We start from the raw sequence: 21314 nt of genomic DNA, 5'->3' as shown, positions 1-21314 counted from the left end.
ACGAGACCATCACGCAGGGAACCCTGTGTTGGCCCTCACAGACCACGTAGCGTCCGAAAGTGAGCTCTCCTAGGCTCGTATTACACAGGGACGATCACCGGGACCAGGGCCGCGGGACGAGCGGCCCGGACCCGGGCACCTGAGGAAGGGGAGAAATGACCGTCGACCCCAGCGACCCCGAGACCTTCGAGGAAACCGAGGCCACCGAATTCGCCGTGGAGGACGTCGAGGCTCCGGAAGTGGATGCCGCGGAGCAGCGCCAGGACCTCCTTCCCCGGCGCGACGAGCCCGTGAACGGCGACGGATCGATCGAGGTGAACGAGGCGGACCGGCTGGAACAGGCCCGGGTCGTCGAGGTGGACGAGGACGACTACCCATGACCTGCGCCATTTGTCAGCTTTTCATGGAGTCCGGTACGTGAAATTCTCCGTACGGACCGCGCGCGGGCCTGTTACCCAAAAGTACGATGGCGGGCGCGGTGGACACCGTGTACGGAACACTCATTGGGAGGCGGCGTGACAGCCATCGAGCAGACCGAGGCGCGCCCGCGGGGCACGCGCCTGCCGCGCCGAGCCCGACGGAATCAGCTCCTGGGGGCGGCCCAGGAGGTCTTCGTGGCGCAGGGCTATCACGCGGCGGCCATGGACGACATCGCCGAGCGCGCCGGGGTCAGCAAACCCGTGCTCTACCAGCACTTCCCCGGCAAGCTGGACCTTTACCTGGCCCTTTTGGACCAGCACTGCGAGTCGCTGCTCCAGGCGGTGCGCACCGCGCTGGCGTCCACGACCGAGAACAAGCAGCGGGTCGCCGCCACCATGGACGCCTACTTCGCGTACGTGGAGAACGAGGGCGGCGCCTTCCGCCTGGTCTTCGAGTCCGACCTGACCAACGAGCCGGCCGTGCGCGAGCGCGTGGACCGGGTCGCCCTGCAGTGCGCCGAGGCGATCAGCGAGGTCATCGCCGAGGACACCGGTCTGTCGAAGGACGAGTCGATGCTGCTGGCGGTCGGCCTCGGCGGGGTCTCGCAGGTCGTCGCGCGCTACTGGCTCTCCAGCGAGAGCGCCGTCCCCCGGGACACGGCGGTGCAGCTGCTCACCTCGCTCGCCTGGCGGGGCATCGCGGGCTTCCCGCTGCACGGGGCCGACGGCGGCCACTGAGCCGCGGGGGCGGCTGGGAGCGGCCGGGGCGCGTGTTCGCTGCGGGCGTGCGCCCGGGCGGCCCGGCCGGTCTCCGCGCCCGGCTAATGTGTGCTGCGTACGGCGCGGCTGGCCGCGCACCCAACTGACCGTCGGAGGGACAAAGCCGTGGAGGTCAAGATCGGCGTGCAGCACGCGCCCCGCGAGATCACCTTGGAGAGCGAGCAGTCTGCCGAGGAGGTCGAGCGTGCGGTGGCCGACGCGCTCGCCGGCAAGGCGCAGCTGCTGACCCTGGTGGACGACCACGGCCGCAAGGTCCTGGTCCCGGCCGACCGGCTCGCGTACGTCGAGATCGGCGAGCCGACCGTCCGCAAGGTCGGCTTCAGCGCGCTCTGAGCGTCCGCGCCGAAGCCAACAGCCGCGGGGCCCGGTGGATCCTCCACCGGGCCCCGCGGCTTTCGCATGCCACGTTTCGATGTTTCGCATGTTTCGCATGCGGCCTTCAGGGCCACGCCCGGGTACGGAGGACCCCCTTCGGGTGTGGGTGGGGCCGCGCAGGGTTGCCCACCCCCGGGCGGGGGTAGTACGGCCTCGACCGGGGCTCGGCACCGATGTATCAGCAGGCCGCGGTCCCGATCCGCTCACGGGAAGGACGCACCATGATCTTGGAAGCGCTCGGCTCCGTACTGATCGGTCTCGCCATCGCGTACGGGGCAGGCCGCTGGCAGCCCCGGAGGTTCCACTCCAGGCGTCTGCTGCTGTCCACCGGCCCGGCCGCCGCGCTGCTCGGCGCCCTGCTCAGCCACACCGTGCTGGGCGCGGGCCACACGCCGACGGTGCTGGTCGTCGCGCTGGGATTCGCGGTGGCGCTGCTGTCGCTGCTGGTCCGCCCGGCCGGCAGGGTCCGCCGCTCCGCGCCGGCCTGAAGCCGGGCCGCACGACATGTGCGCGCGCCGCGGCCCGCACCCCCGGGGGTGCGGGCCGCGCGCCGCCGCCGCTGTGCTTGAGGGCTCAGGACGCCAGGCCGAGCGCGGCCATCCGCTTGGTGTGCGCCTCGGTGATCCGGGAGAACATCCGGCCGACCTCCGCCAGGTCGAAGCCGTCCGCCACCCCGCCCACCAGCATCGTGGACAGCGCGTCCCGCTCCGCGACCACGCGCTGCGCCTGCGAGAGCGCCTCGCCCATCAGCCGCCGCGCCCACAGCGCCAGCCGCCCGCCGACCCTCGGGTCCGCCTCGATGGCCGCCCGCACCTTCTCCACCGCGAACGAGGCGTGGCCGGTGTCGTCGAGGACCCCCAGCACCAGGGCGCGGGTGTCCGAGTCCAGCCGGGCCGCCACCTCGCGGTAGAAGTCGCTGGCGATCGAGTCGCCCACGTACGCCTTGACCAGGCCCTCCAGCCAGTCCGACGGCGCGGTCTGGCGGTGGAACCCGTCCAGCGCCGCCGCGAAGGGCTCCATGGCCGCCGTCGGCTGCTCGCCCACCTCCGCCAGCCGGTCCCTGAGCTGCTGGAAGTGGTGGAACTCGGCGGACGCCATCTTCGCCAGCTCCGCCTTGTCCTCCAGCGTGGGCGCCAGCTTGGCGTCCTCGGCCAGGCGCTCGAAGGCGGCCAGCTCGCCGTAGGCGAGGGCGCCGAGCAGGTCCACCACGGCGGCGCGGTACTGCGGGTCGGCGGCCGCCCGCGCCCAGTCCTGGGCGGCGATTCCGGCGGGCTCCCCGTCGGCGTGTCCCTCGGTGCGCTCCCCGGCGGCGGGGCCGTTCTCCGGTGTGTCAGACGTCTCCATGGTGCGCACAATAGCCCGCTGGGCGCCCCGGGGAGGGCCCTGGTCAGCCATGGCCGACCGGCGGGCGTACCCGGCATCACGGTCACAGATGCGCGCTCACGGGGTACAGTGGTAAAGGCGCCCGCCGAGTATCGGCGGGTCGTTCCACGCATACGGATGCCCGGTCGGTGGCCCGATCGGCTCCAAACCGACCGCCCTCCGCGCGGCGCGCACGGAATCGTGCGCACGGCAGGAGGGACCCGCTCGCGGTATGAGCGCTCGAGCGAGGGCAGTGGTCCCGCGCCGGACCGGCCACCCCAAGGCCGGTCGTACTCGGGGCGCCGTGCGACCCCCTTCGCCGCCTCACGCCGCGTCTCACAGAAGAGGCAAGCATCCTGACCACATTCCGAGACCTCGGGATCCTTCCCGAGACGGCCGAGGCCCTCGAGGCCGTCGGCATCACGTCCCCGTTCCCCATCCAAGAGATGACCCTCCCGGTGGCCCTCTCGGGCTCCGACGTCATCGGCCAGGCCAAGACCGGCACCGGCAAGACGCTGGGCTTCGGCCTCCCGCTGCTGGAGCGCGTCACCGTCCCCGCGGACGTCGAGGCGGGCCGGGCCGAGCCCGAGCTGCTGACCGACGCCCCGCAGGCGCTCGTGGTCGTCCCCACCCGCGAGCTGTGCCAGCAGGTCACCAACGATCTGCTCACCGCCGGCAAGGTGCGCGCCGTGCGCGTCCTGGCGATCTACGGCGGCCGCGCGTACGAACCGCAGGTCGAGGCCCTGAAGAAGGGCGTCGACGTGGTGGTCGGCACCCCTGGCCGGCTGCTCGACCTGGCGGGCCAGAAGAAGCTGCGGCTCTCCGCCGTGAAGAGCCTCGTCCTCGACGAGGCCGACGAGATGCTCGACCTGGGCTTCCTGCCCGATGTCGAGAAGATCATCCAGATGCTGCCGGCGAAACGCCAGACGATGCTCTTCTCGGCGACCATGCCGGGCCAGGTCATCTCGCTGGCCCGGCGCTATATGTCGCAGCCCACCCATATCCGCGCCACCGCGCCGGACGACGAGGGCGCGACCGTCGCCAACATCACCCAGCATGTCTTCCGCGCCCACTCCATGGACAAGCCGGAGGTCGTGGCGCGCGTGCTGCAGGCCGAGGGCCGCGGCCTGGCCATGATCTTCTGCCGTACGAAGCGGACCGCCGCCGACATCGCCGACCAGCTCTCCCAGCGCGGCTTCGCCGCGGGCTCGGTCCACGGCGACCTCGGCCAGGGGGCGCGCGAGCAGGCGCTGCGCGCCTTCCGCAACGGCAAGGTCGATGTGCTGGTGTGCACCGACGTCGCCGCGCGCGGCATCGACGTCGAGGGCGTCACGCATGTGATCAACTACCAGTCCCCCGAGGACGAGAAGACCTACCTGCACCGCATCGGCCGCACCGGCCGCGCGGGCGCGTCGGGCACCGCCGTCACCCTCGTCGACTGGGACGACATCCCGCGCTGGCAGCTGATCAACAAGGCGCTCGACCTGCCGTTCAGCGACCCGGAGGAGACCTACTCCACCTCCGAGCACCTGTACGAGCTGCTGAACATCCCCGAGGGCATCACCGGCATCCTGCCCCGCGCGGAGCGGACCCGGGCCGGCCTGGACGCCGAGGAGATCGAAGACCTCGGCGAGACCGGCCCCCGCGGCGCCCGGGGCGGCCGCGGCCGCCGCGCGGCGGCCCCCGCCGAGGAGCGCCCCGCCCGCACCCGCACCCAGCGCCAGCGGCGCCGGCTGCGCGGTGGCGTGGTGATCGACGGCGAAGCCGGTGACTCGCCGCAGTCGGCCGAGACCGCCGTGACCACGGCGGAGGGCCCGGCGACGGTCACGACCGACCCCGCCACCCCGGCCGACCCGGCCGACCCGGCCGCCGAGCCGAGGCAGCCCCGCCGCCGTCGCCGCACCCGCGGCGGCGTCACGGCGAAGGCGGAGGCGGCGGCCGCGGAGGCAGCAGGCAAGGAAACGGCGGGCGCGGAGACGGCAGCGGCCAAGGCGGAGACGGCCGTGGCCACCGCCGAGGGCCCGGCGACGGTCGTGACCGACCCCGCCCAGCCCCAGCCGGAAGCCGCCCCCGCGGAGACCGAGGCCCCCGCCAAGCCGCGCCGCCGCCGCACCCGCGGCGCGTCGACCGCCAAGGCGGCGGAGGCCGCGAAGGCGTCCGAGCCGGCGGCGGCAGCGCCGTCCGCCGAGGCCGAGCCGGCCACGGCTCCGGCCGAGGAAGGCGAGGCCAAGCCGGTCCGCCGCCGTCGCCGCACCCGCAGCGCGGCCGCGAAGGCCGACACGGAAACCGGCTGACGACATCAGCCCCTCGCCGAGGGCCCGGCCCGCCCACCCGCGGACCGGGCCCTCGGCGTCTCGCCAGTCGTCACCCGGCCGCGCGCGGCGCGGGCGGCGCGCGTCATGGGGGGTTAGCCAGGATTTTCCGTGTACGCGCTAGCCTCGGCGCATGAGCAGGCCGCCGTTCCTCACGCTGCCCGGGTGTGCCCGGGCGTACCGTCTTCGCACCGTGCGCGGGGAGTTCGCCGTGCATGACGCGCGCCCGGAGGGGGCGGCGCGGGGGGCGGTGTTGCTGGTGCCGGGGTTCACGGGGAGCAAGGAGGACTTCATCGCGCTGCTGGAGCCCCTGGTCCGGGCCGGGTTCCGGGCCGTCGCGGTGGATGGGCGGGGGCAGCACGAGACGGAGGGGCCGCGGGACGAGGCGGCGTACGCGCAGGAGGAGCTGGCCCAGGACGTGCTGGCGCAGGCGGCCGCGCTGGAGGCCGGAGCCGGCGGCGGCGCAGGTGAGCGGGGTGTGCCGCTGCATGTGCTCGGTCACTCGCTCGGGGGGCTGATCGTGCGGGCCGCGGTGATGCGGGCCCCGGAGACGTTCGCCTCGCTGACGCTGATGAGTTCCGGCCCGGCCGCCATCTCCGAGCCGCAGCAGGCCCGCACCAAGCTGCTGATCGACGCGCTGACCGTGAGCGACATGGAGTCCGTCTGGCAGGCGATGCGCGAGCTGGACCCGCCGGAGGCGCCCGAGGAGTCGACGTCGCCCGCGGTGGAGGACTTCCTCCACAAGCGGTGGCTCGCCACCGTGCCCGAGCAGTTGATGGCCACCGGGCGGCAGCTGAACCGGGAGCCTGACCGGGTCGCGGAGCTGGCCGCGGTGCCGCTGCCCAAGCATGTGCTGTCGGGGGTGCTGGACTACGCCTGGCCGGTGCCGCTGATGGACGAGATGGCCGAGCGGCTCGCCGCCCACCGTACGGTGATCAAGGGTGCCGGGCACTCCCCCAACGCCGAGCGGCCGCAATCCACCGCCGAAGCGCTGATCGCCTTCTGGGACGGCCTCGCCCAGCAGTAGCCTCGCCCAGCGGCCGCGCCAACGCCTAGTACTGGGCCTGCAGGTGCTCCCAGAAGCCGTCCCGCAGCGCCCGCCGCAGATCGGCGTGCGTGCGCAGCGACAGCCGCAGCAGGGCCTCGGCGTCGATCAGCAGCTCCTGGTCGACCGAGCCGGGCAGATAGGGGTGGCCGGGCAGCAGCTCGGCGAGGGACTCCCGGCCGCGTGAGGACAGCCATCGCGCGGCGATCTGGGCCCCGACGAAGCGCACGTCGTCGCGGCTGGGCGCGGGCCCGCACTGCCCCGGGTCGGCGCCGTACGGTTCGAAGCCCGCCGGGCGGCGGGTGACGTACGGCTTGCAGAAGTCGAGGTCGAAGGTGCGCTGGCTGTCGACCTCCCACAGCAGCGGCTCGGCCTGGTTGCGCCCCTCGACGGCCTCGATGCCCCACAGGTGCACCCGCGCGCCGTATCCCTGCGCGGCCTCGACCGCGGAGACCAGGTCCTCGTCCCCGCCGATCAGCGCCGCGTCGCCGATGGCGCGGTGCCGGGCGAGTGACTCCAGGTCGGTGCGGATGAGCGAGTCGACGCCCTTCTGCTGGTTGTTCGCGTTGAGGTTGCCGAGGCGGACCTTGACGTCGGGCAGCTCGGCGATGCTCTGCTGTTCGGAGGTGTGGATCCGGCGCCGGGCGCCGTCGTACCAGTAGACGCGCAGCAGTCTGCTGTCCGGGAAGATCGTCCGGGCCTTGTCGATGAACGCCTCGATGAGCCCTTCGGCGTCGAGCTCGAAGGCCCTGCGGTCCTCCGTCCCGGCGACCAGCCGGCCGGCGGCCGCGTAGACATACCCGGCGTCGACGAATATCGCGTGGGTGGAGGGTGTGGTCGCGACCTCGGCGAGCACGCGCTGCAGCAGCTCGTTGGTGCGCTCGATGCCGGCGGCGATCGAGGCGAGGTCTGGTTGGCCCGGAGGCGTTGCGTCACTCATACGCGGTTCATTCTCCGGGCCCGTGCGGCGAGGGCACAACCGGACCTGGTACGAGACGGTAATTAGACTCCCGAAAATTTTCTTTAGCGTAGGGAATGTTTTCCGGGGCACCCGCTGTTGAACCGTACGGATGCTCGCGGCACAGGCGCCGCAGGCGTCCGTTTCACATCACAGTTCTCCTCAGGAGGATCAGACGAAGGGAGAAGCCATGCGCTTCGAGATCATGCGCCTTGACGACGTCGACGGCACCGCCGTGGACAGCACCGTTGTGGACGCCGCCTCCGTCAACCGGATCGTGCAGCAGGCCGCCGCGATCGGCCAGCGCATCTACATCCGCCCCGCCGAAAGCTCCGCCCGGTAACGCCCCGCCCGTGGATGCGTAGCTATACGTAGCTTGTCGTTATCGTTCATTCTTGTTCGCTACCGTTCGTTACGGTACGTTACGTCGCTGATCCACACGCCGTAGTCAGCTCACACGCCGCGCCCCCGTGCCTCATCGCACGGGGGCGCACGTGCGTCCGGGCGCCCCGCTCAGCCGCCGTTGATCACCTGGGTGACCCCGTTGATGATCTGCTGCACGGCCAGGGCGGAGAGCATCATCCCGGCCAGCCGGGTGACCAGCACCACCCCTCCGTCCTTGATCAGCCGGATGATCAGCAGCGAGTAGCGCATGGTCAGCCAGAGCACCACATGCATGGCCGCGATCGCGGTCCACACCGAGACCTGACCGCCGAGCCCGTCCGCGTGCTGCACGGCCAGGATCACCGAGACGATGGCCCCGGGCCCGGCCAGCAGCGGCATGCCGAGCGGCACGAGGGCGACGTTCACGTCCTTGGTCTGGGTGGGCTCGTCGTTCTTGCCGGTCAGCAGGTCGAGCGCGATCAGCAGGAGCAGCAGCCCGCCCGAGATCATCAGCGCGGGGACCGAGACATGCAGATAGTCGAGGATCTGCTGGCCGCAGACCCCGAAGACGGCGATGACCCCGAAGGCGACGAGGGCCGCCTGGCCGGCCATCCGGCGCTGGACCTTGACGGGCCGGCCGGAGGTGAGCGCCAGGAATATCGGGGTGATGCCCGGCGGGTCCATGATCACGAACAGGGTGAGAAAGAGCGAGCCGAAGACGGCGAGGTCGAACACGGTGATGGGGCCTTGCGCAAGAGAGAGCGGAGATCGTGGAAAGAGAAGGGGGTGGGGTCGGCGCCAGGAGGCCGGCATCGCGCGGACGGGCGGCGCCCGCTCAGCCCCCCGTGCCCGGCACCGGGAAGGCCCCGGTCGCCCGGCGGACGATCTCTCCGTAGACCTCGGGATCCGTCGTGTACTCACCGAGCCGACAGGTCTTACGACTGCCGTGGTAGTCGCTGGAGCCGGTGGTGAGCAGACTCAGCTCCGCGGCGAGCCCGCGCAGCCGCGCGCGGGTGGCCTCGTCGTGGTCCATGTGGTCCACCTCGATGCCGTCGAGCCCCGCGGCGGCCAGCTCCGCGATGGCGCTCTCGGGCACGCACTGCCCGCGCTTGAGGGCCAGCGGATGCGCGAAGACGGTCACCCCGCCGGCCGCCTTGACCAGCCGGATCGCCTCGAAGGGGTCGAGCTCGTGCTTCTCGACGTAGGCCCGGCCGCCGTTGGCCAGCCACTGCGGTGTGAAGGCGTCCGAGACGCTGTCGACGACGCCCAGCTCGACCATCGCGGTGGCCACGTGCGGCCGCCCCACGGCCCCGTCGCCGGCGATCCGCGCCACCTGCTCCCAGGTGATCGGCACGCCCAGCTCGCGCAGCTTGTCGACCATGGCCCGGGCGCGCGGCACCCGGTCGTCGCGTACGAGCTCGCGCTCGCGGGCCAGCTCCGGCTCGGCCGGGTCGAAGAGATACGCCAGCATGTGCAGGCTCACACCCGCCGAGTCGCCCCCGGAAGCCGCGGCATCCTCGAAAGCCCCGGGCTCCGAGGCCGCCGTCAGCCGGCACGACAGCTCGGCGCCGGTGACCAGGGTCAGCCCCGCGGGCAGCGCCCGCTTCGCTTCCGCGTAGCCGCCGACGGTGTCGTGGTCGGTGAGCGCGACGACGTCCAGCCCGGCCGCGGCGGCGTTGCGCACCAGCTCGGCGGGGGTGTCCGTGCCGTCGGACGCAGTGGAGTGGGTGTGCAGATCGATGCGCACGACACGGACTCCAAGCTGCGGCGGTGGGACGGAGGGGACGCTTCAGGATAACCGCCCGCCGGATTTGCCCTCGCGCGCCGGGTCGCCGGCCCAGGAGCCGCCGGCCCAGGATGCGGTCAGCCCAGGAGCCGCCGGCCCAGGAACGGTCAGCCCAGGAGCCGTCAGCCCAGGATGCGGGGCGACAGCGCCCCGCAGGGCACCAGGTCCACCTCGGCCCCCGCGTCCCGCAGATCGGTGAGCACCATCTCGTCGTACATCATCAGACCGGTCTGCTCGGGCCATACGATCGCCCACAGCCACAGCCCGCACGCCTCGCCCGCGAACACCGCCCGGTCCTCCGGGGTGCCCTCGACCAGCCACAGCGGGGTGGGCCGCCCGGCGGCCAACACCTTGACCTGCGGGGCCCGGTCGACCCGCATGCCCGGACCGGGGTCGGGGCCGCGGATCCCGGCGTACCGCGCGCCGAGCCCCACCCCCAGCTCCTCCGCGACCAGCAGCAGCTCGCCGGGGCCGCCCAGCGGGCCGGGGCCGGAGCAGGCCACGGCGGTGGCCCGGCCGCCGCTGCGATCGTCGCCCGCGCACGCGACGCCGGTGAACAGCCAGCCGACCGGCAGCGGCCATGGCATCCACACGGGCACCCGGGCGCGGTTGGTCACCACCACGAGCGCCTCGACGCTCGGCGGGACGACCGGCTGGAGAGGGTGCACCGTACCGTGCACCGCGCACTGCCAGGAGTCGGCGAAGAGACCGGGCGCCCGCACCCGGCCACCGCACTTCGGGCAACTGGGTTCGCCCCTCATAGGGCCCCACGGTCCTACCCGCGCGCCCCCGCGTCAAGGACGATCACCCGTCCGGATGCGACGCGGGCCGCGCGGGAACCCTTCAGTTCGCCAGCGGTACGCCCGAGCGGGTGGGGTCCCGCAGATCCGTGCCGTGCCGGAGCCAGCGGTCCTGGAGCGCCCCCGCCCCGTGCACCCGCTTCCACGCCGCCTCGTTGCCGGTCATGGGCAGCAGCGGCAGAAACCGGACCGGGTCCCTGGGCGGGTCGAGCTCCAAGTCCTCGACCAGTCCGCCCGGTTCGGCCACCAGGACGGAGGTGAAGGGCGCCCCCGACCACAGCGGCCCGCCCAGGTCCAGCGACGCGCCCGGCGTCACCACCACGCCCTCGACCTGGGGGGAGGCGGCCAGTACCGCGAGCGGGCGGAGCACCTCGTCCAGCACGGGCAGCTCGGGGCCGGCGCCGCCGATCCGCACCGTCAGCACCAGCTCGGCGCGCGGGCCGCGCAGCGGGTCGGCGAGGACGGCGGTCGGGTCGGTCATCGGCCGGTCGGACATGCCGGGCGTGGCGTAGCGGACCACGTCGCCGTCGAGGAAGCGCAGCACCTCGATGCGGTCCGTGCCCACGAAGGTGACGGCCGCGCGGGCGTCCGGCTCGCCCAGCGCCGTGCGCAGCCGGGTCTCGACCAGCTGAAGAACGTCTGACATGCGGCGAGCATAGATCGCGTATCGAACAGGCAAAGCGACGTCTTGTCGCGTCAACCGGCTGATAGCCTTGGCCCCTGCCCGAGGAGTTACACGTCATCCCTCAAGGGGGACCGACCGGAGGAGGTGGGGCTGCAGTGGATCCTAGTCGACCGTGCAGTACCGCCAGTTCTCCCGTCCTCTTCCCCTTGGTATGCGGCTGTTCGTGATCTGAAACCTTCCGTACCCCACCGCCTCGCGGTGAAACACGTGAAGTCTTCTCGCATCCGGGGCACTTGACGGTAGAGCGCCTTCGCAACGCTTCAGAACCTTTTGTCCAGCGTTTCCCCGCGAACTCCCGTCAGCGCCAGCGCACGGAGTGCCGCCCGCTTTGCGGACGTAGGGCCGTCGAACCCGTACGTCCACCTTCCGGGCCGCGCTGCGCCGCGCGCCCGCCGCTGACGGCCGGCCCGTGAAGGAGCCCGTCATGTCGATGATCCGTGACCTGCGCGCAGCCGTCCGCCCCGCCCTGCGCCGCACCCGCACCACCAGCAACTACGACACCACCCGCGACCCGTCCGTCTCCACGGCGGTGATCGACTGCGCCGTCTACCGCGAGGGACGGCGGGTCAGCGACCACCTGAGCCCGGCCGAGGCCATGAAGCGGGTGCGCGCGGAGGGCGGCTTCGCCTGGATCGGGCTGCACGAGCCGACGGAGCGCGAGTTCTCGGGCATCGCACAGGAGTTCGGGCTCCACCCGCTGGCCGTGGAGGACGCGGTGCAGGCGCACCAGCGGCCGAAGCTGGAGCGGTACGACGACTCGCTGTTCACCGTCTTCAAGACGATCCACTACGTGGACCACGCCGAACTCACCGCGACCAGCGAGGTGGTGGAGACCGGCGAGGTGATGTGCTTCACCGGCCGGAACTTCATCGTGACCGTCCGGCACGGCGGCCAGGGCTCGCTGCGCGCGCTGCGCCACCGCCTCCAGCAGGACCCCGAGCTGCTCGCCACGGGTCCCTCGGCGGTGCTGCACGCGATCGCCGACCAGGTCGTGGACGGCTATCTGGCGGTCGCCGACGCCCTCCAGGACGACATCGACGAGGTCGAGATCGACGTCTTCTCGGCGGCCAGCTCCCGGCGGGGCGGTGACGCGGGGCGGATCTACCAGCTCAAGCGCGAGGTGCTGGAGTTCAAGCGGGCCGTCTCGCCGCTGCTGCGGCCGATGCAGCTGCTGAGCGAGCGGCCGATGCGGGTGGTGGACCCGGACATCCAGAAGTACTTCCGGGACGTCGCGGACCACCTGGCCCGGGTCAACGAGCAGGTGCTGGCCTTCGACGACCTGCTCAACTCGATCCTCCAGGCGAACCTGGCGCAGGCCACCGTCGCCCAGAACGAGGACATGCGCAAGATCACTTCCTGGGCGGCGATCTTCGCCGTGCCCACGATGATCGCCGGGATCTACGGCATGAACTTCGACTACATGCCGGAGCTGCGCTGGAAGTTCGGCTACCCGGCGGTGCTGCTGGTCACGGTCGGGATCTGCTTCGTGATCCACCGCGGCTTCAAGCGCAACGGCTGGCTCTGACCCCCCGGGCCCGGTGGGCCCCCGGTGGGCCACCGGGCGCCCTCAGCCGGGCCGTCTGCGGTCCGCCAGGACCACCAGCGCCAGCCCGACGAGGATCACCGCGAGCGCCGGGTAGGCGATCGCCTGCGGCGTCTGACCCAGCCAGAGCGCGGCGATCAGGGCCGCGCCCGGCGTCTCCAGCAGCAGCGCGGTCGAGGTGACGGACGGCCCCAGCCCCTTGACCACGCGGTTGATCATCGAGTGGCCGAGGAGCTGGGCGGTGACCGTCAGCGCGGCCAGCTTCAGCCACGTGGCGCCGCTGTAGCCGCCCAGGGCCGTGCCACTGGCCAGGCAGGTGAGCAGCAGGAGCACGCTGGTGGTGCCGTAGCAGACGTAGGTGTACGCCGTCGTGGACGCCGTCCGCCGCACCTCGGCGCCGAGCACCACGTACCCCGCCGCCGCGATGCCGCCGACCAGCGCGAGCGCGTCGCCCGCGAGCGCGCGGGGGGAGAGCGCCAGGTCGACGCCGGTCAGCATGACCACGCCGAGGACGGCGACCGCCATGCCGGCCCAGGCCAGGGCGGGCGGGCGCTGCCCGCGCAGCCGCAGCAGCAGCGCGGTCCAGATGGGGGTGGTGGTGGCGAGCGCGGTCGACGAGGCGACGGAGGTCATGTGCAGGCTGGGCAGCCACGCCCCGAAGTGCAGCGCGAGCAGCACCCCGGCCCCGGCGGACAACAGCACCCCGCGGCGCCCCATCCCGCGCAGCTCCCGGCGGTGGCGCAGCAGCGCCAGGGGGGTGAGGGCGCCGACGGCCATGGCGTTGCGCCAGAACGCGACCGCGAGCGCCGGGGCGGCCGTCGCCGCGATCAGGGGCGCGGAGAACGAGACCGAGGCGACGGCGAGCGCCAGCAGCGCGACGTCGAGGGGGCCGCCGGGGTGCCCGGCGGGCGGCTTCCGCTCGGGACCCCGCCCAGGACTCCGCTCGGACCTCGGAGTGGGCTTCGGGGCAGGGGTGACGGGCCCGGCCTGACCGGCCGGAGCGACTCCGGGGGAGCTTCCGCGGCGGCTGGAGCTGGCACTGGACACCGCATCAGCGTAGGGGGCACGGGCCGCCCGGGGAACCGCGCGCCCACGTGGTGGAACGGCTGTCCGTCAGGCGGTCGGCGGCGGTCCCGCGACCGTCCTGTCGCCGTGGTCATAGGGTGTCCGCATGACGCAGACCCCCATGGACCGCGCGCTCGTCGAGGAGGCGACCAAGAAGTCCGCCCTCATCTGGGTCCGGGGCGCGGGCCCCGCCCCGGCCGCCGACCGCGCGCTGTGGCACGTGTGGCACGAGGGCGCGGTCTGCCTGGTCGGGGACGGCCCCGGGGAGCAGCCGCTGAACGGGCTCGGGCTGGTGGACGGCGGCGCGGCCACCGTCACCGTACGCAGCAAGGACAAGGGCGGCCGGCTCGTCACCTGGCCCGCCCGGGTGGCCGAGCTCCCGCCCGGCGGCGATGCGTGGACGGCCGCCGTGGAGGAGCTCAAGGGCAAGCGGCTGAACGCGCCGGACGCCGAGCGGATCGCCGAGCGCTGGGCCCGGGAGTGCCGGGTGCTGCGCCTCGAGCCGGCCCCCGGCCCGCTGGAGGAGCCGCCGTCCGGCTCCCTCGCCGCGCCCCCTCGGCCGAGCCCCGCCCTCACCCGCCGCCCCATGCCCGCCGGCCTGCCCAAACTCCTCGCCCGCCGCGGCCGCCCCCGCCGGAGCGGCTGAGCCGCCGAGGGCAGCCCCCTCCCCCTACGTACCGCTGGGGATCTGCTGCCCGTAGTCGACCACCTCGTCCTTCGCGGGGGCGGTCAGGGGGAAGTCCTTGTCCCAGTCGGCGAGCCGGATGACGCCCGCGCCGCCCGCGCGCTGGAGCCGCAGCGGGTACGGCTTCCCCTCCAGGGAGACGTCGAGCGTCCCACCGCTCCCCTGGCCGCCGCGGATCCGGATGGTGCGTACGCCGCCGACCGTGCCACGGTCGCCGGTGGAGATCCCGCCGTGCAGGCCGAGGAGCCCGTCGAGCAGCAGGGTCTTGTCGGTCAGTCCGCTGAGCCGTTTGTACGAGGGGTCGCGGACCGGCACCTTGACGTACTTGTCGTCGAGCTTGTCGCCCACGCCGGCGCCGTTCTGCCCGGCGCTGTTCTGCCCGGCGCCGCTCCCCGCGTGGCCGCCGGTCTTGTGCGTCCAGAAGCCCGCGTCGGCCTTGAGGTAGAGGTCCTTGCCGACGCGCAGCAGCTCGAAGGTGCTGCCCTCGGTGGAGACCTGGCCGGTGCCGCCGTCCGCCTTGAGCCGCATGTCGACCTTGTAGGTGCGCCCCTTGGTGACGAGCTGGCCGGACAGGCGTACCGCCTCGGCCGCGCCGGCGGCCTTCCTGGCTCTGCTCTCGATCTTGGTGGCGGGGAGCTTGCCCACGCCGTTGGTGCCCGCGTCGGGGTCCTCGCCGCCGCCGCCGTCGCCGCCACATCCGGCGAGCGCCGCGGCCAACCCCGCGCACATCGCCGCCACGAGAGCCGTGTTCCGGGTGCGCACGTCTGCTCTGCCTCCTGAAGCCGGTGCAGGGGCAGCGTACCGGTGCCGTCCGGAGGTGTCGGCACAGTCCCGGAGGACCACTGGTCCGGCGGCACGGCGGGGCCGGGCGCGCTAGCCTGAACCCGGCATCAAGCATCAAAAGCCGCATACGGCGGCAGGCCGGCACAGAAGGACTCTTGGCACAGGGAGGCGCATGACATGCCCGCAGGCGCCCCCAGGGTGTTCGTCTCACACCTCGCGGGTGTTCCCGTCTTCGACCCGAACGGCGACCAGGTGGGCCGGGTCCGCGACCTGGTGGCCATGCTGCGCCTGGGCGGCCGGCCGCCGCGCGTCCTGGGGCTCGTCGTCGAGGTGGTCACCCGCCGCCGGATCTTCCTGCCCATGACCCGGGTGACGGGCGTGGAGTCCGGGCAGGTCATCACCACCGGCGTGGTCAACATGCGGCGCTTCGCGCAGCGCCCGACCGAGACGCTGGTCCTCGGCGAGCTGCTGGACCGGACCGTACGGCTGGTGGAGACCGGCGAGGAGGTCACCGTCCTCGACGTGGCCATGGGACAGCTGCCCGCGCGCCGCGAGTGGGAGATCAACAAGGTCTTCGTACGCCGCGGCAGGTCCCGCGCGCTGCGGCGGCGCGGGGAGACGCTGACCGTCGACTGGTCCGCGGTCACCGGCTTCTCCCTGGAGGAGCACGGGCAGGGCGCGGAGAGCCTGCTGGCCACCTTCGAGCAGCTGCGCCCCGCGGACCTCGCCAACGTGCTGCACCACCTCTCGGAGAAGCGGCGCGGCGAGGTGGCCGCGGCGCTGGACGACGAGCGGCTCGCCGACGTCCTGGAGGAGCTGCCGGACGACGACCAGGTCGAGATCCTCGGCAAGCTCCAGGAGGAGCGCGCCGCCGACGTGCTGGAGGCGATGGACCCCGACGACGCGGCCGACCTGCTCTCCGAGCTCCCCGAGGAGGACAAGGAGCGGCTGCTGGCCCTGATGCGCCCCCGGGACGCGGCGGACATGCGGCGCCTGATGTCGTACGAGGAGGGCTCGGCGGGCGGGCTGATGACGCCCGACCCGATCGTGCTGCGCCCCGACGCGACGGTCGCGGACGCCCTCGCGCGGGTGCGCGACCAGGACCTGACCCCGGCGCTGGCCGCGCAGGTGTACGTCTGCCGGCCGCCCGACGAGACGCCGACCGGCCGCTACCTGGGCCTGGTCCACTTCCAGCGGCTGCTGCGCGAGCCGCCGTACACGCTCGTCGGCTCGGTCGTCGACACCGATCTGCGGCCGCTGCCGCCCGAGGCCCCGCTGCCCGGGGTGACCAGCTATCTGGCCACCTACAACCTGGTCACGGCGCCGGTGGTGGACGAGGGCGGCTCGCTGCTCGGCGCGGTGACCGTGGACGACGTGCTGGACCACCTGCTGCCGCCGGACTGGCGGGAGCGGGAGCTGTACGGCATGGCGCTGCCGCCGGTCGCCGGCCGCGCGCCCCAGGTCCCCGCCGGCCGGCCGGAGGCGCCCGATGTCCGGTGACGGAACCCGGCTCGACCGGCCCCGGGAGCGCCGCCGCGTGCGACTGCCGCGGTGGGACCCGGAGGCGTTCGGCAAGGCGTCGGAGCACATCGCCCGCTTCCTGGGCACCGGGCGCTTCATCGCCTGGATGACGGTCTTCGTCGCCGTGTGGCTCGGCTGGAACATCCTGGCCCCGGAGCGGCTGCGGTTCGACTCCTACCCGTTCATCTTCCTGACGTTGATGCTCTCGCTCCAGGCCTCCTACTCGGCCCCGCTGATCCTCCTCTCCCAGTACCGGCAGGCCGACCGGGACCGCGTCACCCTCGAGCAGGACCGCGCCCGGGACGAGCGGTCCATCGCCGACACCGAGTTCCTGGCCCGGGAGATCGCGGCGCTGCGGATGGGCATGGGCGAGGTGGCCACCCGTGACTGGATCCGCTCGGAGTTCCAGGACCTGGTCAGGGAGATGGAGCGGGAGAGGGGGCGGGCCGCCCCGTCCCCCGCCCCCCAGGAGGAACGGGACCGCTGACGCGCCTTACCGCTGAGTACCCCGCGCGCCGTACCATCTCCCTATGGCTACCGACACTGCCCCCACACCGACCGAGGACGCGGTGCGCGCCGCGCTCGCGACGGTCAACGACCCGGAGATCCACAAGCCGATCACGGACCTCGGCATGGTGAAATCCGTCGAGATCGCGGCGGACGGTACGGTCGCGGTGGCGGTCTATCTGACGGTCTCCGGCTGCCCCATGCGCGAGACGATCACCGCCCGGGTGCGGGAGGCGGTGGCCCAGGTCGCCGGGGTGACCGGCGTCACCGTCGAGCTGGATGTGATGAGCGACGAGCAGCGGCGCGAGCTGGCCGCCTCGCTGCGCGGCGGCCAGGCCGAGCGCGAGGTGCCCTTCGCCAAGCCCGGCTCGCTGACCCGGGTCTACGCGGTGGCGTCCGGCAAGGGCGGCGTCGGCAAGTCGTCGGTGACGGTCAACCTGGCCGCGGCGATGGCCGCCGACGGCCTGAAGGTCGGCGTGGTCGACGCCGACATCTACGGCCACTCGGTCCCCCGCATGCTGGGCGCCGACGGCAGCCCCACCCAGGTCGAGAACATGATCATGCCGCCGTCCGCCCACGGCGTGAAGGTCATCTCCATCGGCATGTTCACGCCGGGCAACACGCCGGTGGTGTGGCGCGGGCCGATGCTGCACCGCGCGCTCCAGCAGTTCCTGGCCGATGTCTACTGGGGCGACCTGGACGTGCTGCTGCTCGACCTGCCGCCGGGCACCGGGGACATCGCGATCTCCGTGGCCCAGCTGGTGCCCAACGCCGAGATCCTGGTCGTCACCACGCCGCAGCAGGCCGCCGCCGAGGTCGCCGAGCGGGCGGGGTCGATCGCGGTCCAGACCCACCAGAAGATCGTCGGCGTGGTCGAGAACATGTCCGGGCTGCCCTGCCCGCACTGCGACGAGATGGTGGACGTCTTCGGCACGGGCGGCGGCCAGACGGTCGCCGACGGGCTGACCCGGGCCACCGGGGCCACCGTGCCGGTGCTCGGGGCCATCCCCATCGACGTGCGGCTGCGCGAGGGCGGCGACGAGGGCAAGCCGGTCGTGCTGAGCGACCCCGACTCCCCGGCGGGCAGCGCGCTGCGGGCCATCGCGGGCAAGCTCGGCGGGCGGCAGCGCGGGCTGGCGGGCATGTCGCTGGGGATCACGCCGCGCAACAAGTTCTGACGGCCTGAGGGCCCGACCGCGCCCGGTGAGGGCGGTGGGCGACGGGCGGCCTCCCCAGGGGGCCGCCCCCGACTCTTTCCCCGCGTCCCGGCCGTACGCGGTTCTGCCTACTCGTACGCGGTGATGTCCTTGACCACCGCGAAGCCCAGCCCGTACGCGCTCATCCCGCGCCCGTACGCGCCGATGTGCACGCCCTCGCGGGCGGATCCGGCCAGCACCCAGCCGTACTCCGACTCGCGGTAGTGGAAGTCGGTCGGCACCCCGTCCACCGGCAGGGAGAGCTGCGACCAGCTCGGGCCGTCGAGGTCGTCCGCCAGCTCCCAGGCGATCGCCGTCTGCTGGTCCAGCCAGTCCTGGCGCAGCGCCCGCTCCATGCGCGTCGGCCAGGTGGACGACAGCAGGCCGGACCCGGCCAGCCAGGCTGCGGAGGAGACCGAGGTGGCCTCCAGCACGCCGGTGCCGTCCGCGCTGTCCCGCACCGGGCGGCTGGCCACGGTCACCACGACCGCGAAGCGCTGCTGGTCCGGTTCGGTCTCCGCGCGCAGCGACGGCTCGTCGCCGTGGCCGGTGGAGCCGTGCTCGACCGTCCCGTCCGCGGCCGCGCCCACCTGCATCAGCCAGCGCCGCCCCGTGAACGCCTCGTCAAGGCCGTACCACGGGAAGGCGGCCAGCAGATAGCCGTCGACCTTCCGCCGAGCGTCGGCGGGGATGCCGTGCGCGGCCGCCCCGGCGTCGCCGCCGGGCGCGCCCGATCCACCGGCGGCCCCTTCCGTCCCCAGCCGACTCGTCGTCTCCATCTGCGCGGAGCCTCCTCGTTGCCCTGCGTCGTGGGCGGCCCGCCCCCCTCAGGCGACCTCACCCCGGACAAAGGGAGGATAGCCATACGGGTCAACCAGCCCGGGCATACGGGGGGGATCAAGTGGCGTCGGAGTCGAAGGGCGGACGGTCCTCCCGCCCCGGCTCCTCACGCTTGCGCAGCAGGTCAGGGGTGCTGGAGCCGCCGCCGGACCCGGAGCCGCCACCGGACCGCGAGCCCGGGGAAGAACCTGAAGAGCCCTGCGCGGAGTCACTCTCCCGGCCGTTCACCGCGTCCGCGACCTCGGCCATCTCCTTGCGGAGGTCGAAGCCGTTGCGGATCTCCTTGAGGCCCAGGTCGTCCGAGTCCAGCACGTGCTTGCGGACGAAGTTCTTCGGATTCAGGTCCTCGAACTCGAAGTCCTTGAACTCCGGGCCCAGCTCGGAGCGGATGTCCTCCTTGGCGTTGTCGGAGAACTCCCTGACCTTCCGTATGAACCGCGACACATCCTGGATGACCTTCGGGAGCTTCTCGGGACCGAAGACGAGCACCGCAAGGATGACGAGCGCGATCAGCTCGAGGGGTCCTATGTCGAAGAACACCTTGCAGCTCCTAGAGACGTCTGAGGCCACGGTCCAGGCCACAGAACACGGTACCTGCCCGTAGGGGCGGGGCGGGAGACGCCCGGACCAACATCGGGCGTCGTCCGCGGTCCCCGCCGCCGGACGGTCTCAGCCGCCGCCCCCGGCCGAACCGAGCGTCAGCTCCACGGTCCGCTCCCCGCCGTCCCGGTGCAGCGTCAGCCGGAGCCGGTCGCCGGGCCGGTGGCTGCGGATCTTGACGATCAACTCCTGGCCGCTGTGCACCCGGACGCCGTCCACCTCGGTGATCACATCGCCGGCCTCGATCCCGGCCTTGTCACCCGGGCCGCCCGGGTTGACCGGCGGGCCGCCGGCGCCCCGGGTGTGCACCCGCGCGCCGTCCCCCGTGTACTCCATGTCGAGCGTGACGCCGATCACAGGGTGGGTGGCCTTGCCGGTGTTGATCAGCTCCTCGGCGACCCGCTTGCCCTGGTTGATCGGGATCGCGAAGCCCAGGCCGATGCTGCCGCCCTGGCCGCCGTCGACCCCCGAGCCGTCGTCGGCCGCCCGGATGGCGCTGTTGATGCCGATCACCCGCCCCTTGGAATCCACCAGCGGGCCGCCGGAGTTGCCCGGGTTGATCGGGGCGTCGGTCTGCAGCGCGTCGACATAGCTGATGTCGCTGCCGTCGCCCTGCTCGCCGCCCGCGGTGATGGGGCGCTCCTTGGCGCTGATGATCCCGGAGGTCACGGTGCCCGCCAGGTCGTACGGGGCGCCGATGGCCACGACGGGGTCGCCGACGCGCACCGAGTCGGAGTTGCCGAGGGGCAGCGGGTGCAGCCCGGAGACGCCCTCGACCTTGATGACCGCCAGATCGTAGCCGCTGTCCCGGCCGACGACCTTCGCGTCCGCCACCTCGCCGCCGCTGAACGTCACCGATATGTCGCCGCCGGCCCCGGCGGGCTCCACGACATGGTTGTTGGTGAGGATGTGGCCCTGCTTGTCGAGCACGAAGCCGGTGCCGGTGGCCTGCTCGGTGCCGCCGCTGACATGGATGGTCACCACGCCCGGCAGGGCGCTGGCGGCGATGCCCGCGACGCTGTCCGGGTCTCGTGGCTCGTCCTCGGCGGGCGCCTGCGGCAGGTGGATCGCGCTGCCCTCGCCGGCCCTCTCGTGCTCCAGATACGCGCCGATGCCGCCGCCGAGGCAGCCCGCGATCAGCGCGATCAGCACGGCCCCGGCCAGACCGCGGCGCCGGGGGGCCTTCCGCGGCGCGTCCGGCGACGGGGCCGAGGTCCACGGGTCGTAGTGCTGCCACTGCGCGGCCTGGCCCGGCTGGGCCGGCAGGGGCCCGCCGGGTTGGGGCCCGCCGGGTTGGGGCGGGTTGGGGCCCGCCGGGTTGGGGCTGCAGGGGCTGGCCGGGTTGGGCTTGGCCCGGCTGGGGTTGGGACTGCAGGGGCTGGCCGGGCTGCTGCGGGAGCTGGGCGGTGGCGGCGCCCGGGTCCGTCGGCGCGCCCGGCGGGAGCTGGGTGCCATGGGCCGGGGTCATCCCGGGCGGCGGCACGGCCTGGGGCGCGGCGGCGGGCGGAAGGTGGGTGCCGTGGGCGGGCGTCGCGGCCGGGGGGAGGCCGGGTGGAAGGTGGGTGCCGTGGGCCGGGGTCGGCATCGGCCGCTGCACGGGAGGGGCCGGGGCCCAGGGGCCGGGGCCGCCGTAGGGCGGGGTGCTGTACGGATCGGGTTCGTGCAGCG

23 protein-coding genes are annotated in these 21314 nt (G+C 73.3%); 12 read left to right on the top strand and 11 right to left on the bottom strand.

Going from position 1 to position 21314, the window contains the following annotated elements:
- Nucleotides 1-155 precede the first annotated feature (155 nt).
- From BBH68_RS19350 to BBH68_RS19335, 4 genes are all read left to right on the top strand, one after another.
- Nucleotides 156-380, top strand: coding sequence for a hypothetical protein (locus BBH68_RS19350; RefSeq protein WP_065964159.1), 225 nt, complete (start codon nt 156-158; stop codon nt 378-380).
- A gap of 135 nt (nt 381-515) precedes the next feature.
- Nucleotides 516-1157 (top strand): TetR/AcrR family transcriptional regulator, encoded by a 642-nt coding sequence (locus BBH68_RS19345; protein ID WP_065964158.1) that lies wholly within the window; start codon nt 516-518, stop codon nt 1155-1157.
- 147 nt (nt 1158-1304) lie between these two features.
- Nucleotides 1305-1532, top strand: a complete 228-nt coding sequence (locus BBH68_RS19340) for a DUF3107 domain-containing protein (protein WP_065964155.1) — start codon at nt 1305-1307, stop codon at nt 1530-1532.
- Between the two features lie 263 nt (nt 1533-1795).
- Complete coding sequence (locus BBH68_RS19335; protein WP_065964153.1) at nt 1796-2062, top strand: hypothetical protein; 267 nt, start codon at nt 1796-1798, stop codon at nt 2060-2062.
- A gap of 85 nt (nt 2063-2147) precedes the next feature.
- Here BBH68_RS19335 and BBH68_RS19330 read toward each other — a convergent pair whose 3' ends face one another.
- On the bottom strand, nt 2148-2918 hold the full coding sequence (locus BBH68_RS19330; RefSeq protein ID WP_065964152.1) for a ferritin-like fold-containing protein: 771 nt from the start codon (nt 2916-2918) through the stop codon (nt 2148-2150).
- A gap of 464 nt (nt 2919-3382) precedes the next feature.
- On the opposite strand from BBH68_RS19330, the gene BBH68_RS19325 reads away from it, so the two are divergent.
- Both BBH68_RS19325 and BBH68_RS19320 read left to right on the top strand, forming a co-directional pair.
- A complete protein-coding gene (locus BBH68_RS19325) occupies nt 3383-5230 on the top strand; it encodes a DEAD/DEAH box helicase (RefSeq protein ID WP_065964151.1) in 1848 nt (615 codons plus the stop codon).
- A gap of 151 nt (nt 5231-5381) precedes the next feature.
- Nucleotides 5382-6275 carry an alpha/beta fold hydrolase gene (locus BBH68_RS19320; protein WP_065964149.1) on the top strand — a complete coding sequence of 298 codons (894 nt, stop codon included), beginning with the start codon at nt 5382-5384 and terminating at the stop codon, nt 6273-6275.
- Between the two features lie 25 nt (nt 6276-6300).
- Here the strand turns inward: BBH68_RS19320 and BBH68_RS19315 are convergent, their stop codons facing one another.
- Entirely contained in the window at nt 6301-7233 is a 933-nt protein-coding gene (locus tag BBH68_RS19315; RefSeq protein ID WP_065964146.1) for an NYN domain-containing protein, read from the bottom strand.
- 208 nt (nt 7234-7441) lie between these two features.
- Between BBH68_RS19315 and BBH68_RS42015 the strand changes: the two genes are divergently transcribed.
- Nucleotides 7442-7594, top strand: a complete 153-nt coding sequence (locus tag BBH68_RS42015) for a hypothetical protein (RefSeq protein WP_014176661.1) — start codon at nt 7442-7444, stop codon at nt 7592-7594.
- Nucleotides 7595-7764: 170 nt separating this feature from the next.
- On the opposite strand, the gene BBH68_RS19310 is transcribed toward BBH68_RS42015, so the two are convergent.
- The 4 genes from BBH68_RS19310 to BBH68_RS19295 all read right to left on the bottom strand — a co-directional run bounded on the left by BBH68_RS19310 (nt 7765) and on the right by BBH68_RS19295 (nt 10867).
- On the bottom strand, nt 7765-8370 hold the full coding sequence (locus BBH68_RS19310; protein WP_065964144.1) for a MarC family protein: 606 nt from the start codon (nt 8368-8370) through the stop codon (nt 7765-7767).
- Between the two features lie 100 nt (nt 8371-8470).
- Nucleotides 8471-9382, bottom strand: a complete 912-nt coding sequence (locus BBH68_RS19305; RefSeq protein WP_065964142.1) for a PHP domain-containing protein — start codon at nt 9380-9382, stop codon at nt 8471-8473.
- A gap of 161 nt (nt 9383-9543) precedes the next feature.
- Entirely contained in the window at nt 9544-10182 is a 639-nt protein-coding gene (locus tag BBH68_RS19300; RefSeq protein ID WP_065964140.1) for a DUF6758 family protein, read from the bottom strand.
- A gap of 82 nt (nt 10183-10264) precedes the next feature.
- Entirely contained in the window at nt 10265-10867 is a 603-nt protein-coding gene (locus BBH68_RS19295; RefSeq protein ID WP_065964139.1) for a suppressor of fused domain protein, read from the bottom strand.
- A 463-nt stretch (nt 10868-11330) separates the two neighbouring features.
- Between BBH68_RS19295 and BBH68_RS19290 the strand changes: the two genes are divergently transcribed.
- On the top strand, nt 11331-12431 hold the full coding sequence (locus tag BBH68_RS19290; RefSeq protein ID WP_065964138.1) for a magnesium and cobalt transport protein CorA: 1101 nt from the start codon (nt 11331-11333) through the stop codon (nt 12429-12431).
- A 42-nt stretch (nt 12432-12473) separates the two neighbouring features.
- On the opposite strand, the gene BBH68_RS19285 is transcribed toward BBH68_RS19290, so the two are convergent.
- Nucleotides 12474-13496, bottom strand: coding sequence for a DMT family transporter (locus BBH68_RS19285; protein WP_065964134.1), 1023 nt, complete (start codon nt 13494-13496; stop codon nt 12474-12476).
- A 124-nt stretch (nt 13497-13620) separates the two neighbouring features.
- On the opposite strand from BBH68_RS19285, the gene BBH68_RS19280 reads away from it, so the two are divergent.
- On the top strand, nt 13621-14160 hold the full coding sequence (locus BBH68_RS19280) for a hypothetical protein (protein WP_065964132.1): 540 nt from the start codon (nt 13621-13623) through the stop codon (nt 14158-14160).
- Nucleotides 14161-14184: 24 nt separating this feature from the next.
- Here the strand turns inward: BBH68_RS19280 and BBH68_RS19275 are convergent, their stop codons facing one another.
- The gene (locus BBH68_RS19275; RefSeq protein WP_174589053.1) at nt 14185-14961 is read right to left on the bottom strand and encodes a hypothetical protein; all 777 of its coding nucleotides are present in this window, start codon (nt 14959-14961) and stop codon (nt 14185-14187) included.
- Between the two features lie 198 nt (nt 14962-15159).
- On the opposite strand from BBH68_RS19275, the gene BBH68_RS19270 reads away from it, so the two are divergent.
- From BBH68_RS19270 to BBH68_RS19260, 3 genes are read left to right on the top strand one after another with little or no spacing between them, the layout of a single operon-like run.
- Nucleotides 15160-16482, top strand: coding sequence for a magnesium transporter MgtE N-terminal domain-containing protein (locus tag BBH68_RS19270; protein WP_065964130.1), 1323 nt, complete (start codon nt 15160-15162; stop codon nt 16480-16482).
- A complete protein-coding gene (locus tag BBH68_RS19265; RefSeq protein WP_065964129.1) occupies nt 16472-16990 on the top strand; it encodes a DUF1003 domain-containing protein in 519 nt (172 codons plus the stop codon). The genes BBH68_RS19270 and BBH68_RS19265 overlap by 11 nt, the downstream gene beginning before the upstream one ends.
- Nucleotides 16991-17033: 43 nt before the next feature.
- A complete protein-coding gene (locus BBH68_RS19260) occupies nt 17034-18188 on the top strand; it encodes an Mrp/NBP35 family ATP-binding protein (protein ID WP_065964126.1) in 1155 nt (384 codons plus the stop codon).
- Between the two features lie 107 nt (nt 18189-18295).
- Here the strand turns inward: BBH68_RS19260 and BBH68_RS19255 are convergent, their stop codons facing one another.
- The 3 genes from BBH68_RS19255 to BBH68_RS39575 all read right to left on the bottom strand — a co-directional run bounded on the left by BBH68_RS19255 (nt 18296) and on the right by BBH68_RS39575 (nt 21101).
- Nucleotides 18296-18985 carry a hypothetical protein gene (locus BBH68_RS19255; RefSeq protein ID WP_245738124.1) on the bottom strand — a complete coding sequence of 230 codons (690 nt, stop codon included), beginning with the start codon at nt 18983-18985 and terminating at the stop codon, nt 18296-18298.
- A 118-nt stretch (nt 18986-19103) separates the two neighbouring features.
- A complete protein-coding gene (locus BBH68_RS19250) occupies nt 19104-19586 on the bottom strand; it encodes a sec-independent translocase (RefSeq protein ID WP_065964123.1) in 483 nt (160 codons plus the stop codon).
- Between the two features lie 129 nt (nt 19587-19715).
- Complete coding sequence (locus BBH68_RS39575) at nt 19716-21101, bottom strand: S1C family serine protease (RefSeq protein ID WP_245738122.1); 1386 nt, start codon at nt 21099-21101, stop codon at nt 19716-19718.
- Nucleotides 21102-21314 lie beyond the last annotated feature (213 nt).

Origin of the sequence: Streptomyces sparsogenes, assembly GCF_001704635.1 — a bacterium.
In the GTDB taxonomy this organism is placed as follows: Bacteria; Actinomycetota; Actinomycetes; order Streptomycetales; family Streptomycetaceae; genus Streptomyces; species Streptomyces sparsogenes.
The sequence above is the reverse complement of the archived record's forward strand: the minus strand, read 5'-3'. Positions and strand labels throughout refer to the sequence as shown.

Bases quoted from the DNA above. Each gene is read 5' to 3' on its own strand.
- BBH68_RS19350 (WP_065964159.1), top strand. From the start codon at position 156: ATGACCGTCGACCCCAGCGACCCCGAGACCTTCGAGGAAACCGAGGCC.
- BBH68_RS19335 (WP_065964153.1), top strand. From the start codon at position 1,796: ATGATCTTGGAAGCGCTCGGCTCCGTACTGATCGGTCTCGCCATCGCG.
- BBH68_RS19330 (WP_065964152.1), bottom strand. From the start codon at position 2,918: ATGGAGACGTCTGACACACCGGAGAACGGCCCCGCCGCCGGGGAGCGC.
- BBH68_RS19325 (WP_065964151.1), top strand. From the start codon at position 3,383: ATGACCCTCCCGGTGGCCCTCTCGGGCTCCGACGTCATCGGCCAGGCC.
- BBH68_RS19320 (WP_065964149.1), top strand. From the start codon at position 5,382: ATGAGCAGGCCGCCGTTCCTCACGCTGCCCGGGTGTGCCCGGGCGTAC.
- BBH68_RS19315 (WP_065964146.1), bottom strand. From the start codon at position 7,233: ATGAGTGACGCAACGCCTCCGGGCCAACCAGACCTCGCCTCGATCGCC.
- BBH68_RS42015 (WP_014176661.1), top strand. From the start codon at position 7,442: ATGCGCTTCGAGATCATGCGCCTTGACGACGTCGACGGCACCGCCGTG.
- BBH68_RS19300 (WP_065964140.1), bottom strand. From the start codon at position 10,182: ATGAGGGGCGAACCCAGTTGCCCGAAGTGCGGTGGCCGGGTGCGGGCG.
- BBH68_RS19295 (WP_065964139.1), bottom strand. From the start codon at position 10,867: ATGTCAGACGTTCTTCAGCTGGTCGAGACCCGGCTGCGCACGGCGCTG.
- BBH68_RS19290 (WP_065964138.1), top strand. From the start codon at position 11,331: ATGTCGATGATCCGTGACCTGCGCGCAGCCGTCCGCCCCGCCCTGCGC.
- BBH68_RS19280 (WP_065964132.1), top strand. From the start codon at position 13,621: ATGACGCAGACCCCCATGGACCGCGCGCTCGTCGAGGAGGCGACCAAG.
- BBH68_RS19270 (WP_065964130.1), top strand. From the start codon at position 15,160: ATGCCCGCAGGCGCCCCCAGGGTGTTCGTCTCACACCTCGCGGGTGTT.
- BBH68_RS19265 (WP_065964129.1), top strand. From the start codon at position 16,472: ATGTCCGGTGACGGAACCCGGCTCGACCGGCCCCGGGAGCGCCGCCGC.
- BBH68_RS19260 (WP_065964126.1), top strand. From the start codon at position 17,034: ATGGCTACCGACACTGCCCCCACACCGACCGAGGACGCGGTGCGCGCC.
- BBH68_RS19255 (WP_245738124.1), bottom strand. From the start codon at position 18,985: ATGGAGACGACGAGTCGGCTGGGGACGGAAGGGGCCGCCGGTGGATCG.
- BBH68_RS39575 (WP_245738122.1), bottom strand. From the start codon at position 21,101: ATGGCACCCAGCTCCCGCCGGGCGCGCCGACGGACCCGGGCGCCGCCA.